This is a genomic window from Opitutaceae bacterium, from assembly GCA_041395105.1.
Taxonomy (GTDB): domain Bacteria; phylum Verrucomicrobiota; class Verrucomicrobiia; order Opitutales; family Opitutaceae; genus B12-G4.
The window spans coordinates 43,137-56,503 of sequence record JAWLBB010000010.1; the positions used below are offsets into that span (position 1 = coordinate 43,137).

The 13,367-nt window shown below is 61.1% G+C and carries 13 protein-coding genes; 5 read left to right on the forward strand and 8 right to left on the reverse strand.

Annotated elements, in window-relative coordinates:
- Nucleotides 1-14 precede the first annotated feature (14 nt).
- The 3 genes from R3F07_19250 (at nucleotide 15) to R3F07_19260 (ending at nucleotide 3,585) form a co-directional block, all read left to right on the forward strand.
- Nucleotides 15-1,862 carry a hypothetical protein gene (locus R3F07_19250; protein MEZ5278527.1) on the forward strand — a complete coding sequence of 616 codons (1,848 nt, stop codon included), beginning with the start codon at nucleotides 15-17 and terminating at the stop codon, nucleotides 1,860-1,862.
- A gap of 113 nt (nucleotides 1,863-1,975) precedes the next feature.
- Nucleotides 1,976-3,109, forward strand: coding sequence for a uroporphyrinogen decarboxylase family protein (locus tag R3F07_19255; GenBank protein MEZ5278528.1), 1,134 nt, complete (start codon nucleotides 1,976-1,978; stop codon nucleotides 3,107-3,109).
- Nucleotides 3,106-3,585, forward strand: a complete 480-nt coding sequence (locus tag R3F07_19260) for a GNAT family N-acetyltransferase (protein ID MEZ5278529.1) — start codon at nucleotides 3,106-3,108, stop codon at nucleotides 3,583-3,585. The genes R3F07_19255 and R3F07_19260 overlap by 4 nt, the downstream gene beginning before the upstream one ends.
- 10 nt (nucleotides 3,586-3,595) lie before the next feature.
- Here the strand turns inward: R3F07_19260 and R3F07_19265 are convergent, their stop codons facing one another.
- The 3 genes from R3F07_19265 to R3F07_19275 are packed head-to-tail and all read right to left on the reverse strand — an operon-like array spanning nucleotide 3,596 to nucleotide 6,843.
- Nucleotides 3,596-4,987, reverse strand: a complete 1,392-nt coding sequence (locus R3F07_19265; protein MEZ5278530.1) for a c-type cytochrome — start codon at nucleotides 4,985-4,987, stop codon at nucleotides 3,596-3,598.
- Between the two features lie 32 nt (nucleotides 4,988-5,019).
- Nucleotides 5,020-5,757 (reverse strand): hypothetical protein, encoded by a 738-nt coding sequence (locus R3F07_19270; GenBank protein MEZ5278531.1) that lies wholly within the window; start codon nucleotides 5,755-5,757, stop codon nucleotides 5,020-5,022.
- A 39-nt stretch (nucleotides 5,758-5,796) separates the two neighbouring features.
- On the reverse strand, nucleotides 5,797-6,843 hold the full coding sequence (locus R3F07_19275) for a Gfo/Idh/MocA family oxidoreductase (GenBank protein MEZ5278532.1): 1,047 nt from the start codon (nucleotides 6,841-6,843) through the stop codon (nucleotides 5,797-5,799).
- A 154-nt stretch (nucleotides 6,844-6,997) separates the two neighbouring features.
- Here R3F07_19275 and R3F07_19280 point away from each other — a divergent pair, with 154 nt between their 5' ends.
- A complete protein-coding gene (locus R3F07_19280) occupies nucleotides 6,998-7,306 on the forward strand; it encodes a hypothetical protein (GenBank protein MEZ5278533.1) in 309 nt (102 codons plus the stop codon).
- A gap of 1 nt (nucleotide 7,307) precedes the next feature.
- Here R3F07_19280 and R3F07_19285 read toward each other — a convergent pair whose 3' ends face one another.
- Nucleotides 7,308-8,267, reverse strand: coding sequence for a ThuA domain-containing protein (locus tag R3F07_19285; protein MEZ5278534.1), 960 nt, complete (start codon nucleotides 8,265-8,267; stop codon nucleotides 7,308-7,310).
- A gap of 92 nt (nucleotides 8,268-8,359) precedes the next feature.
- On the opposite strand from R3F07_19285, the gene R3F07_19290 reads away from it, so the two are divergent.
- On the forward strand, nucleotides 8,360-9,502 hold the full coding sequence (locus tag R3F07_19290) for a mandelate racemase/muconate lactonizing enzyme family protein (protein ID MEZ5278535.1): 1,143 nt from the start codon (nucleotides 8,360-8,362) through the stop codon (nucleotides 9,500-9,502).
- 19 nt (nucleotides 9,503-9,521) lie between these two features.
- Here R3F07_19290 and R3F07_19295 read toward each other — a convergent pair whose 3' ends face one another.
- The 4 genes from R3F07_19295 to scpB all read right to left on the reverse strand — a co-directional run bounded on the left by R3F07_19295 (nucleotide 9,522) and on the right by scpB (nucleotide 13,299).
- The gene (locus R3F07_19295; GenBank protein MEZ5278536.1) at nucleotides 9,522-10,592 is read right to left on the reverse strand and encodes a Gfo/Idh/MocA family oxidoreductase; all 1,071 of its coding nucleotides are present in this window, start codon (nucleotides 10,590-10,592) and stop codon (nucleotides 9,522-9,524) included.
- A gap of 62 nt (nucleotides 10,593-10,654) precedes the next feature.
- On the reverse strand, nucleotides 10,655-11,293 hold the full coding sequence (locus R3F07_19300; GenBank protein MEZ5278537.1) for a protein-L-isoaspartate(D-aspartate) O-methyltransferase: 639 nt from the start codon (nucleotides 11,291-11,293) through the stop codon (nucleotides 10,655-10,657).
- Nucleotides 11,294-11,410: 117 nt separating this feature from the next.
- A complete protein-coding gene (pheA, locus tag R3F07_19305; GenBank protein ID MEZ5278538.1) occupies nucleotides 11,411-12,478 on the reverse strand; it encodes a prephenate dehydratase in 1,068 nt (355 codons plus the stop codon).
- Nucleotides 12,475-13,299 carry an SMC-Scp complex subunit ScpB gene (gene scpB, locus R3F07_19310; protein ID MEZ5278539.1) on the reverse strand — a complete coding sequence of 275 codons (825 nt, stop codon included), beginning with the start codon at nucleotides 13,297-13,299 and terminating at the stop codon, nucleotides 12,475-12,477. The genes pheA and scpB overlap by 4 nt, the downstream gene beginning before the upstream one ends.
- Between the last annotated feature and the right edge of the window lie 68 nt (nucleotides 13,300-13,367).

Consider the following 13,367-nt stretch of genomic DNA (forward strand, 5'->3'; position numbering starts at 1 on the left):
ATCGGATTCCTCACATGACATCATCAACCTTCGTCCAAGGAATCGCTCTGATGACCTTCATGAGCAGCGTGAATCTTTCAGCTGACGAGAACGCAGCTTGGTCTACCCGTGCGAGCTTCGAACACTCGGCCATTGCCCTGATGCCGGAAGCAGAACCGGAGAAGGTGGAAGCCTTTGCCCCTCTCCATCCGACCGTGATGGCCTGGGGGATCGATCCCGTTCTTCACCTGGAAGACCTTGATGGGCTTAAGGCACGCTTCGAAGCCTACCGGTCGCTGGGCGTCACCCGCCGTGCCGTGAATGTCTGGATGCTGACGGCCACACCCAGGATTCTCCATGAGCAACCGGAATTCCAGGACGCGGTCTGCCTCGATATCGCCGGCGACCGGATCGTCCCGAACTGGCTGGCCGATGGCTTCTACGAAGGCACGCCCTCCTATTGGGGGTGCACCAATCATCCTCTCTTTCGACGACAGATCATCATGCGCGCCCGCGCCGGAATCGCAGCCGGCGCCAACCTGCTCCACCTTGACGACCATATGGGCACAGCGGCCGCGGCGGACCACGCCGGCGGGTGTTTCTGCGACGCCTGCATGGACGGGTTCCGTGTCTGGCTGAACGGGCGTCTCACCCAGACCGACCGGATGGTCCAAGGGCTTCCCGAACTCTCGAATTTCAACTACCGTGAGTGGGTAAGGAATGCCGGATTCACCACCCTGGAGGATTACCGATCCGGAATCAGGGATCATGCCATTCCGCTCCGCGAAGAATTCCTGACCTTTCAGCGCGAGGCCGCCGCAGCCTTTGTCAAGGAACTCAAGGGTATCGTGGCTGACGAAGCCGGTAGCCCGATCCCGGTCGGCGTCAACGCTTGGAATCTAGCGCCCACCCAGATGGCCACCGCTCACCAGGCGGACTACTTTGCCAACGAAGTCCAGCAGTACGACGAGGAGGATCGGATACCACCTGTGGGCTACCTGCTGGCGTCCGCCCTCGGGAAACCTGTCTTCGCCACCGGGACCGGGGAGGACTGGATCCGGATCGGGGCCAATGACCATGTCGTCCGGGTCAGGCGCTGGATCGCGACCGCCCATGCCTTCGGCCACTACTTCATGTATGCCTACGAGAAATGGGGATTCACGCCGGAAACCGGCACCCAATGGTATGCCACACCGATCGAGACGTTCAGACCGTTGACCGATTTCATAAGAACCAACCGCGGACTCTTTGACGGATTCGAGCCGGTCGCCCAGATCGGCCTGCTCTACAACAATGCGACCTGCAGGGATAACGACTGGTCCGTTCGCGAAATCGCCCGGCAACTGCATGATGCCGGCTATTCCCTTGCCCTGGCCGTGGCGGGTGATTCGTGGTTGCAGCACGAGTTGACCGCAGACGAATCGGACTCATGGTCCCACCTGATCGTTCCGGAGAGTGCCATCCCGGACGGCGCCCAAGGTTCCATCGTCAATCGTCGACTGGCCGACGGTCGAGCCCGAATCTGGAACGGCATAAACGAGCTGGCCGAGACCATCCAACCGTGGATCCGACGTGAAGGTCCCGGCCGCCTCTGGACGCTCCCCCGCAAGAAGACCGGTCCATCCGGAACCACCTTTGCCATCCACCTTCTCAATCAGGACTACGATCCGGAGTCCGATTCCATGATTCCGGTCACCGGGAACGTTCTGTTCATCAGCCCCGAACTGATCGGCCATCCGGTCAACGCGGTGGCGACCCTGCATTCCCCGGGCAAAGATCCTTTGGAGCTGCCCACTGAAAACAGATCGGACGCCCTGGTGATTCGCGTTCCATCCGTGGATCTCTGGTCGATCCTGAAGATTGAAGCAGAGGCGGGAATCTGACGATTTCGGCGCCTTTTCCTTCCGGCATTGCCGCCGGTGCACGAATGACGGGCGACATCGGAACCGGAACCTGTCAGTATTCTGAAGGCTCTCTAGATAGAAAGGAAACGCCCATGACCTCCCGAGAACGACTGGATACGGCGGCCGCCTTCCGCGAGCCCGACCGGGTTCCGATCGAATTGCAGGTATCGGACCGAGCCCGCGGTCTTGCTGGAATGGAACGGATCGTCGCTTTCATTGACAACCAGGCAGACAATTTCCTGGGAACTCCATCGGTCGACTGGGGATTCTTTGGTCTTGATTCGGAGTATTCCGAGGAAGTGATCGAGGATATACCGGGAGATTACAGGAGAATCCGGCGAACGCACCGGACCCCGGTCGGGGATTTTCACGCGATCACCCGGCATGTCTACTCCCAGCTCGAATCGGCCGACTACCATTGGGATCGCCGCTACATCGAGACCCTTGATGAGTTGGCGCGTCTGGCCGGGGCGCCCCGGAAAGTCCGACCATTGGATATCGAAGGCCACCGGCGGGCAGTTGATCAGATCGGCACACGCGGCGTCGCCCTCATGGGCGTGGCCCACCCGCTCGGCACCCTGGTTCGATGGTCGAAAATGGAGGAAGTCTATATCTGGCTGGCCACGGAACCCGAGATCATCCACCAGTTCCTCGACAGCGCCAATCGGCAGACCCGCGACACGATTCTCGCCCTCGGACAGGCCGGGATCACCGGGTGGTTCGGCACCTGGGCCATCGAAATGCTTATTCCGCCGTGGTTGGGTCGCGATCGGTTCAATGAACTGGTCTTCCCCTACGACAAGATGGTCAACGATGCCATCCACCGGATTGGCGGAAGGCACCGCAGCCACTCCCACGGCAGGTGCATGGGCTACCTCGAAACGATGGTTGAGATGGGCATCGACGCCACCGAACCCCTGGAACCCGACCCTTTCGGGGACATCGACCTCGCCCGGGCCAAGCGGCAGGTCGGCGATCGCATGATGCTCTCGGGCAATGTTCCTTCCCAGTTCTTCAACAGAATCAGCCGGGATGAAGTTCGTTCGTCGGTCCGCCGTTCCATCAGGGAAGGTGCTCCCGGCGGCGGTTTTTCGCTGCGGACCACCGGTGGGCACGCCGGGATCGATCCGGATCTGGACCGGACCCAACTGGACCGGATCATCGCCAACGTGGAAGCCTACATCGAGGCCGGACTCGAATTCGGAGGCTATCCCATCCGGCTATGACGAGTCCCGGTCGGAAAGGGCAGACAGCCGACCACCCGATCCGGGCTTTCCGCGAAGAAGATGCCGACGCGGTGGCCGGGGTCTGGCACCGATCCGGCCGGGCCGCCTACCCCTACCTTTCGACCTGGCAGTCATTTACCCTCCATCAGGCCACCCTCGTCTTTCGCGAGCACGTCGCCCCGAGATGCCGTATCTGGGTGGGTCTCAATGGCAAGACCATCGTCACCTTTCTTGCCATGAGTGGTTCCACCATCGACCGACTCTACGTCGACCCGTTGCATTGGCGGCAGGGTTGGGGGAGTCGCTGGGTCGAATTCGCAAAGAGTGTGTCTCCGAACGGGCTCGGGCTATTCACCCACCAGGAAAACACGATGGCCCGAGCTCTCTACGAAAAGCACGGCTTCAAAGCGGTCCGCTTTGGGGTCAGTCCGCCTCCTGAATCCGCACCCGATGTGACCTACCGATGGGAACCGTGATCTCGCAAGCTCAGTTCCCAGACCCTGCGCCCGGGCTTGTCCGGTCTTCGTCGGAGAGGGCAAACGCGACATAGCTGTCTCCGCTCTTCGTCCCCATTTTCCCGCCGCCGCAGGCGATGACGAGGAACTGCCGGCCATTGATCGCATAGGTGGCCGGAGTCGCGTAGCCGCCGGCGGGAAGGGTCGAATTCCAGATCTCTTCGCTGGTCGATGTATCAAAAGCACGGATCTTTTCATCAAGGGTTGCCGCGATGAAGAGAAGCCCACCTGCGGTGACGACCGGACCGCCATAGTTCTCCGTGCCGGTCTTCGGAATACCTCTCGCGGTGAGTTCCTCATACTCGCCGAGTGGAACCTTCCAGCGATAGTCTCCCGTATTGAGATCAATGGCATTGAGCGTTCCCCACGGCGGCCTGACAGCCGGATAACCGGAGGGGTCCTTCCACCGTCGATAACCGGTGTGGGTGTAGGGTGAAGCAGCGCTTTCCGTGGTCCCCTGACCCAAAGGACTCCCGGTCGATCGATCGTCGAAGCCCAGGAGATACTGAACAATCTCATCCCGATCCCTTTCAGGCACGTGGGCGAAGCTCGGCATCAATCCCTTGCCTTCCATCAGGCGGGTCTTGACTTCATCGACCGACATCCGGGCACGCAGAGTCGCCAGCTCCGGGATGTTCTGGGCCGGACTCCCGTTCCGATCCGCACCATGACATCCGGCACAATAACCGAGAAACAGGCGCGCCCCGGCCGTCTCGCCCTTGGCAACCTCCAGCATGGTCAAGACCCAGGGCATTTCATTGGAATTCACAAACAGAATCCCGGAAGGATCAACCGCCGCCCCGCCCCATTCGCCTCCACCGTCAAAACCGGGAAAGATGATGGTGCCTTCCCAGCTGGGCGGCAAGAAGGGCACATGAGGCCGGAGCGTGACAAACCGCTCGAGGACCGCCAGGGTTGATTCCGGCGAAATGTCCGTATTCTCTGCCGCCGAGAAAACCTGTCTCGCAAACGGAGCCGGGATGAGCGGGAGAGGCTGGGTCGGCGACGCGACTTCCCCTGCCAGATCGGAGCCGGGAACCAGAACCTCCCCGATGGGGAAGAGAGGTTCACCCGTCTCGCGGTGAAAAACAAAAACATGGCCGGATTTTGTGATCTGGGCCACGGCGGGAATCTCCCGGCCATCCCGCTGGATCGTCACGAGATTGGGAGGAGCCGGCAGATCCCTGTCCCAAAGGTCGTGCCGGACGAACTGATAGTGCCAGACCCGTTCGCCCGTCGCGGCATCCAGTGCGATCAGGCAGTTGGCGTAGAGATTGTCGCCCAGACGACCCCCTCCCCAGAAATCAAACGCCGCGGAACCGGTCGGACAAAACACCAGGCCGCGGTCCACATCGACGGTCATTCCCGCCCAGACGTTGGCGCCGCCGATGTATTTCAGGCCTCCGGTGGCCAGGTCTCGTACCCGGGCTCGCCCGGCTGGGGTATGGTGTTGAACCGCCAGACCTGTTCACCCGTGCGCACATTGAAGGCCCGTATATGGCCGGGCGGGACCGGACCGGGGCCCTCCCCCACCCGGACGGGCATGATGATGAGCTCGCCAAAAACCGCGCCGGGCGTGTTGGAAATGACAAAAAGATCTTCCGACGGACGTCCCAGCCCTTTCCTCAAGTCCACCTTTCCGCCTTCACCAAAACTCTCGATCAAGCGGCCATTCGCGGGATCCAGGGCATGGAGAAAGAAATGGCCGCTGAAGAAGAGGCGGCGGTCTGATCCGTCATCAGAAATCCAATACGAAAGCCCCCGGTTCACCCCGAGGCCCGACGGGTTTCCCTCTCCCGAAAAGGGATCAAAACGCCAGAGGAACAACCCGGTGGACGCATCGATGGCGACGACATGCAGGTCTGCCGTTGTCCCATAGAGAATCCCGTCAATGATCAGCGGGTTGCACTGGATCTGGGTCCGCCCGTCCTCCCGATTCCCGCTCCCGGTCCATCGCCAGACCTCCACCAGCCGATCAACATTCTCCCGGTTGATCTGTTTGAGTTCCGAATAGTGGGTTCCTTCCGCATCGCCCAGATAGACGGGCCAATCAACACTCCCGCCCGTCCCTTCGGAGGTCCAGGCAAACGGGGAGACCAGGGTGCAGAGGAGGAGCAGGGAGTGGCGGACCATTTCGCGGACTCTGAAGGAACCGACGGGGATGACCAGACTTCAGGTGGCCTCACCCTCGCGCTTGGCCCACTCGATCACCCGAAGGACCTCGGCCGCGCTTTCGGCCGTGACGACCATGGCCGCGCCGTCGCGGAGAACCGCCCGGACATTGTCGTGGAACCCGCCGATCTGCCGGGTCGGCTTCATTGTCCGTTCCTCCTCAGTCCAGGGAAGCACATCGTCATTCCCATATTTCCGCCCGGGAGCCAGGCCGTCGATCACTTCGAGCTTGGGCAGACTTGCCGCGTCGAAGGTCTTGAGCATGGCCTTCTGATCGTCCATCGCCTGCAGGGTGCCCTGACTGCCCAACAGAACCGTCCGGGGACCGTTCAGGGCGCGACAGGTCGTCACCAGCAGGTCGATGGTCTGGCCTCCCTCGGTCTTCATGAAGAGATGGGCGTGATCATCCGCATCACCGGCGTCCTTTACGTGGCGCACGTCGGCAAAAAGAGCATTCACCCTCGAGTCGACCAGATTGAGGGCGATATCGACAATGTGGGGACCGGTATTGTTGATGTTTCCCCCGCCATTCTTCTTCAGAGTCTGCCAATCGTTGCGCCGGGCAAATCCGCCCCAGGCGAGATCGATTTCAAAGACAGCCCCGAGGACGCCGCTGTCGATGATCTCGCGGAGAAACTGGAACTCATCACTGAATCGCCGCTGGTGGTGGACAAACAGCTTTCTGTCCGCCCTACCCGCGGCCTCCAGCAGATTGAGCGCCCCGGCATGCGAGGTCGCCATCGGCTTCTCCAGAATGCAGTGCCGGCCCGATTCCAGGACCTTCAGTCCATCCGCCTCGTGCGTATGGCTCGGGGTCGCCACCACCACGACTTCGGCCTCGGTGGCGGCAAGCAGGCCGTCGATCGTCAAATGAGTCCCGCAACCAAGCAGCGCCGCCGCCTCGGCCCGTCGTTCTTCATTCGGATCGGCGACATCAATAATTCGAAAATCAGCTCGGTCTTTCAACGCCTCCACATGAATGGACCAACCGGCGCGGCCGAGTCCGACGATGGCGACTTTCACCGGGTTCAGGCTTGGGGTATCCATTGCGCGATCCTTTTCGGGAATTGCCCGGGGTCAATCCATGCCTGTCCAAATCTGTCGGATCCGTTCTATGCCGGAAACCTTCGACCCGAGACCCCTGAAGGACCCGCCAAATGAGGTTTGCGGGGGTCAGACCGCCTGTCCTATCCTTTGGTTCATGCAAGTGGGACAACGTGTTGTCTGTGTCAATGACACCTTTGAACCCTGGGTTCACGAATACTATGACCAATTGCCGGTCAAGGACGTGACCTATACCATCCGGTCGGTCAGTCTCGGCCGGGGCACCCTGGTTGGCAGTGACAGTGCGGAGGTGAGGCTACTGCTTCACGAGCTCCATAATGAGCCGGACCCCCACCATGTCGGCGGGGAGGAACTGGGATTCCGGTCGGATCGCTTCGCCCCTCTGGAAGAGTACGAAGACTTCGCCACCGCGGAAGACACCGTGGAAAACACGATCGGATTCTGACTCAATCGCCGGCCGGCCGCACGGATGTCGCCTTGTCCGTCGGAAAATCTTCCGGCACCGGCAGGGTCACCTCCCCGGTGGCGGCCCACTCCGTCCCCCGGAGCAGGGTCGTCATGAACCCGACACAGCGGACGGATCGGATCGGCTCTTCATCACCCTGACCGACGTGCCCCAGGGTGGTGTGAAAGACCCTTCCGCTCCCGTACGCAATCGCCATCAGCATGGGCTCATTCTCACCGGTCGATCGCTCAAACTGAGCCGGATCCGCCACCGCGGTCGCCAGAATTGTGACATTCTGTGCCGGGCCCCGCAACTGGGCGTAGAGTTCATCGTGAGCGTGCATCCACGCATCCGGAAGGCCGCGCATCACGGGATGATCGGGTTCCCGAGTGGTGATCAGGAAATCATGCTTTGGCGGATGCCAGTAGCTGCCGGGCGAATCAACCGCGACTGTTTTTCCGTCAACCCAACGGATCATCGGCCCCCAGCTCTCATTGCGTCCCCGCCAGCCGCCGACCCCGGTCATCTCCAGAAACGGTTTCCAGTCGGGAAAGGCATTGTTGGTCGCATGAAAGGAGACCAGTCCACCGCCGTTTCGGACGAACGCCGCAAAGGCCTCCTTTGTCGCTTCCGGCCAGTCATCCCCATCATAATCCATGACCACTACATCGTAACGTGACCAGTCGGGAGAAAAACCCGACATGTCGGCACCGGCGGGAGGCGTGATCACCTCGTCGACGGCGAAAATCCCGGCGGAATCGAGCATCTCCCTGAGAATCGGACTGCTCTTTGTCCAATCATGGGATTTGCTGCATTGCCCGGTCAGAAACATGACCTTGATGATCGGAACATCGGCAGAATGAGACGGTGCTTGCGCCTGGGCCGGGGAAAACAGAACCGTCAGGGAAGCCAGCCCTGCGGCGAAGAAGAGTCTACGGATGGAGTCGGAGTGTCCTTTCATGGATTTGATTACAGTATTGTAGCTCAGGTCAGCATTGCCAATCAATCGCATCCCGCCCGAGAATCGGGAATTCTTTCCTTCCATTACGTCAAATGAAAATCACGGCCATCGAACCCCACGTTATCGGCTTCGGGACCCGCAACCTGCTCATCGTGACCGTCGAAACCGACGCCGGTCCTATCGGATTGGGCGAAGCCGGCATCACCGGGCGCGAACACGCCGTCATCGGCTGCCTCGAACATTTCCGACCGCTTCTCGTCGGGCAGGATCCGTTCCGGACCGAACACCTTTGGCAGCGTCTTTCTCGAGGTGGTTTTTTTCCGGCCCAACGCATCGCCGGGGCCGCCATGGCGGCCATCGACCTGGCCCTCTGGGATATCAAGGGCAAGGCCCTCGGCGTCCCGGTTTACCAGCTGCTGGGCGGCCTGTGTCGGGATCATGTCGACGCCTACGTGCATGTCGGCAGGCACCTCTCCGATGCGGACGACGTGGCCGAACAGGCCCGTGATGCGGTCAAGGAGGGATGGCGCTACCTCAGGCTGGGAATTCCCGATGGCGGCGGCGACTCCTTCGATCCGCGCCGAAGCGTCCGGCAGGCCCTGGAAATACTCGAAAGCGTGCGTGGCGCAGTCGGCCCCGAGATCGAGATCTGTCTCGATGCCCACACCCGGCTGGATCTGCCGGATGCCCTCAACCTTTGCCGCGGGGCCGAGGCCTTTGATCTCTTCTTTCTCGAGGACCCGCTCCGGTGCGAATACCCGGAAGCTTACCGGAACCTGCGGCAACACACCCGGATCCCTCTCGCGGCGGGGGAACAGTTCAGCTCGAAGTGGGAGTTTCGATCCATGATCGAGGAGGACCTGCTGGACTATGCGCGGATCGATCTGTCCATCGCAGGCGGCTTTACCGAGGCGAAGAAGATCGCCGGCTGGTGCGAGACCCACCAGATCCGGATCGCTCCGCACAATCCCCTGGGACCCGTCTCCGCCGCCGCGGGCCTGCACTTCGATCTGGCAACCAGCAATTTCGCGGTTCAGGAGCTGGTCCGGGCTCCAGGGACGCTCCTGACCGACGTCTTCCCGGTCCAGGTCCCATTCCGGAACGGGCGCCTGCTCCCCCCGGAAGGGCCCGGTCTCGGTATCACCTTCGATCCTGAAGCCGCCGCCCGGCATCCCATGGTCGACCCTAACCTGCCGGAGCTGCGGCGCGAGGACGGTTCCGTCACCAATTGGTGAGAGACGGCAGCAAATCCGCTCAACCCGGACCGCTTGGCGGCGACACGGATTGAGCCACCCCACCCGCTTCCACCGATTTGAAAACAGCCTCGGTGAAAGCCATATAGCGCACCCCATCCGCAAAGGAGGTCAACCGCACCGGCGCGCCCGTCCGGATACTATCCACGAAATCCGCCTCAACCCGCCATCCGCGCCTCGATGCGACGGGGACATCCACCGGTCTTTCTTCGGCCACTCCCGCCTCAGCCCGAAAGAGCTCCTTTGCTGCAAAATCAACCCGAAGACTTCCCTTGGATCCGTTCAGGCGGATCTCATTCCGCGGTCGGCCGCTCTCGACGCCGCTGAAGTGCCCGATGAATCGCGCACCTTCTGCATAATGGCCAAGGATCGTCACGGAATCCGGAATACCAATCGACTCGGGCGATCCATCAAGGAAACCCGGGCGGGTTGGTGTGAAGACCGCCCCCGAGGCGATGACCGATTCCGGATCCGTCCCCAGCCAGCGGCGGACAATCTCGTAGTAGATCCCCATGGTCAGCATATTGCATCCACTCAACTCGATGCTCTGCCGCCAGGTCGCCGGCGTGTCCGAACGGACAAACTGCGCCCCGGTATGGGTCACACAGACCTCCCGGATGTCTCCGAGAGTCTTCCTGGTGAGCAGATCCTGAACGACGGCGTCGAAATCGAGCGACATCGGTGCAGGCACAATCTGCGTCACGAGTTCGGGATGACGCACGGATGCTTCCAACATGGCCTCCGCCTCCGCCAGGTCGCGCGCCATCCGCGCCTCGGTCAGCACATGCTTGCCCGACTCCAGCGCCGCCACGGTGGCCTCCGCATGCAGATAAGGCCAGGTCCCGACCATGACCGCGTCAATCGAAGGATCTCCAACCACGGCTTTCCAGTCCTTGGCGATCCGGGGGATGCCAAACGCTTCGGCCGCTTTCCGGGACGTAGCTTCCGAACGATTGCAGACCACATCCACGGACACGCCTTCGATCGCCTGAAATCCGGGAAGGTGCATGAGTCGGGTGTTGGCTCCGGCTCCGATGATTCCGATTCGTATTGTCTGGTTCCGGTCAGTCATGACCGAATTCAAGCGGACAACTCCCCGGGCGTAAAGCCGCAGGTTGGGAAACTCGGGTGGAATCAGCGCTCTCTCGATGAATCCGGAGTTCCCACCAGCGGAACGAACCGGACCGGCATCAGGGTCTCAACCCTGCAGTCGTCGCCCCTGCGACGGTACTTTCTCAGCAATTGCCGCTCGTCGCCTTCCGGCACGATGCAGCAGGCGCCATCGGCCAACTGGTCCAGAAGCCTCGGGTCCACCCGGCGCGGTGCGGCCGAAACGATGATCCCGTCGAAGCGACCCGCCTCCGGCCAGCCTGCGGCGCCATCGCCGATCCGATAGTGGATATTCGAATACCCCATCCCGGTGAGCCGCTTCCGGGCTTCCTCAGCCAACTCGGGAATCACTTCGACCGTGTAGACCCGTGAGGCCAACTCGGCGAGGATGGCCGTCTCGTAGCCGCTGCCGGTTCCGATTTCCAGGACGACGGAATCCGGCCCGATTTCCATCGCTTCAACCATCGCAGCCACAATATAGGGCTGGGAAATCGTCTGGGCATGACCGATGGGTAACGGGAAATCCGAGTAGGCCTCCGTCAGGAACGCGCTTTCCACAAAAAGATGACGCCGCACTTCGCGAAAGGCCTGAAGAACACGCTTATCCCGGATACCCCGGCCAATCAGTTGCCGCTGCACCATCCGGGCGCGTGCTTCCGCCATCTCCCTGTCCTGTTTCAACGGAAAACCCATCGATCAACCCTCCAAAACCTAAGGGCGATCTTCTCGATTTGCGAATCGAATCTGTATCTCCGCCTCGGACGCTTTACCGGGAACTCCTCAATCCGAGTTCGGGAAACTCCCGAGCCACTTGACCATCGGACTGCGCCGCTCAAGTTCCGCGATCGCCTCACGGACATTCGGGTCACTGTGATGACCCATGATGTCGATATAGAAATAATAGTCCCAGGCTTTGCGCTTGCTGGGACGTGACTCGATCTTGCAGAGATTAATGCCCCGTTGACTGAAGGGTTCGAGCGCACGCTGCAACGCGCCCGGTTCGTCCCTGATCGAAAAGAGATAGCTGCTTTTGTCCTGTCCCAAGCCCGAGGGTCCGGCCGATTCCGGCCCAATGACAAGAAACCGGGTCACATTATCCGCCTTGTCCTGGATATTCCGGGCCACGATGGGAACCCCGTAGAGCTCCGCGGCGAGTTCGCTGGCCACCGCAGCCGCGCTCGGGTCATCCCGGGCAATCTCGACCGCCCGTGAGGTGCTGTCCGCATCCACGTAGGTCGCGTGGGGTAGGTAGCGCTGCAGCCAGCGACGACATTGGCCCAGGGCCTGATCCTTCGAATAGACGCGCTTGATTCCGTCCAGACCCGATTGCGAGATCAAGTGGTGGGAGATCTCCAGGAACACCTGGGCCACAATCTTCAGGTCTGATTCGACAAAGGTGTCGAGGGAATGGATGACGGCGCCTTCATTGGAATTCTCGATCGGGATGACTCCGTAATCCGCCTCCCCTTTCTCCACCGCCGTGAAAATGTCATTGATCGTCGACAATGCCAGATAGCCCACGCTCGAGCCGAACTTCTTGAGCGCGGCCTGGTTGGTGAAGGTCGCCGCCGGGCCCAGATAGGCGATGACCATCGGCTTTTCCAATGCGATGGCCGCGGAGATCACCTCCCGGTAGATCGAGCGGATCGCCTTGGCGTCGAGCGGACCGCTGTTCATCGCTTCGAGCTTGCGGAAAACCTCCGCCTCCCGCTGCGGAGCATACACCGCCAGCCCCTGCTGATGCTTGATTCGACCGATTTCCGCCGCCCGGCGGACCCGCTCATTGAGCAATTGCAGGACCTGGCGGTCGATTCCATCGATCTCCGACCTCAATTCGTCAAGATTCACGGTACAACCCCTTCCGTCGGTTCGTTGGATTTCACTTCGCCATCGGCTACCCTCGGCTCAGTCTGCGGATCCGCACCATCGGCCTCTGGAAACCGATCCGGCGCCGCCTCCTCATGTTCCTCGGCTCCACCGTCTTCCTCGGAGAGGCCCAACTCACTGCCGGTCAACGGTCTGAGTTCCTTGTCCTTACGGAGCCAGTCATCGATCTCGCGGGAGGTCAGGACATCAGAGGCCGGCAGTTCCTCGAGGGCGCGCACGCCGACCAACTCAAGAAAGGCGTCCGTCGTCCCATACTGCAGGGGTCGACCGGGCAGATCCGCCCGACCGGTAATCTGAATCAACTCGCGCTCCAGCAGCCGATTGAGGGCATTATCGGCGGAAACCCCGCGGATGCTCTCGATCTCCGACCTGACAACCGGCTGACGGTAGGCGATGATGGCGAGCGTTTCCAGAGCGGCCCGGCTCAGGCGGGCCGGCTTGGGTGCATTCCGCAGCAGGCGCACCCAATCGGCACTGTCGCCGGAAGTGACCAGGCGGTAGCCCTGATGGGTCTCCTGCAACCGAAAGACTTCGTTCGACTCGTCCAACTGGTTTCCGATCGCATCCATCGCTTCACGGATCTGCGAATCAGTGACCAGAGATGGGACATCGGAGATGTCCCGATGCCCTGATTCCCCGGAGGCGTCGTCCACATCGGGTTCAGGATCCTGAGTAGCCTGCTCATGGAAACGGGTAAAGACGGCCTGAATATCCCGGGTGGAAAGCGGACCGGGAGAAGCGAAAAGAAGGGCACGCAGTACGCGCGTGAGATCGAAGGCCATGGATTTGGGTAAAAACCCACCGGTTGTGGGCCAACAAGAACTTGATCGCAAACCAAATGTTTGCTCTA

Coding starts and splice junctions, on each gene's coding strand:
- R3F07_19285 (MEZ5278534.1), bottom strand. CDS start 8,267: ATGAAAGGACACTCCGACTCCATCCGTAGACTCTTCTTCGCCGCAGGG.
- R3F07_19295 (MEZ5278536.1), bottom strand. CDS start 10,592: ATGACTGACCGGAACCAGACAATACGAATCGGAATCATCGGAGCCGGA.
- R3F07_19270 (MEZ5278531.1), bottom strand. CDS start 5,757: ATGGTCCGCCACTCCCTGCTCCTCCTCTGCACCCTGGTCTCCCCGTTT.
- R3F07_19250 (MEZ5278527.1), top strand. CDS start 15: ATGACATCATCAACCTTCGTCCAAGGAATCGCTCTGATGACCTTCATG.
- R3F07_19290 (MEZ5278535.1), top strand. CDS start 8,360: ATGAAAATCACGGCCATCGAACCCCACGTTATCGGCTTCGGGACCCGC.
- scpB (MEZ5278539.1), bottom strand. CDS start 13,299: ATGGCCTTCGATCTCACGCGCGTACTGCGTGCCCTTCTTTTCGCTTCT.
- R3F07_19275 (MEZ5278532.1), bottom strand. CDS start 6,843: ATGGATACCCCAAGCCTGAACCCGGTGAAAGTCGCCATCGTCGGACTC.
- R3F07_19260 (MEZ5278529.1), top strand. CDS start 3,106: ATGACGAGTCCCGGTCGGAAAGGGCAGACAGCCGACCACCCGATCCGG.
- R3F07_19300 (MEZ5278537.1), bottom strand. CDS start 11,293: ATGGCGGAAGCACGCGCCCGGATGGTGCAGCGGCAACTGATTGGCCGG.
- R3F07_19280 (MEZ5278533.1), top strand. CDS start 6,998: ATGCAAGTGGGACAACGTGTTGTCTGTGTCAATGACACCTTTGAACCC.
- R3F07_19265 (MEZ5278530.1), bottom strand. CDS start 4,987: ATGACCGTCGATGTGGACCGCGGCCTGGTGTTTTGTCCGACCGGTTCC.
- R3F07_19255 (MEZ5278528.1), top strand. CDS start 1,976: ATGACCTCCCGAGAACGACTGGATACGGCGGCCGCCTTCCGCGAGCCC.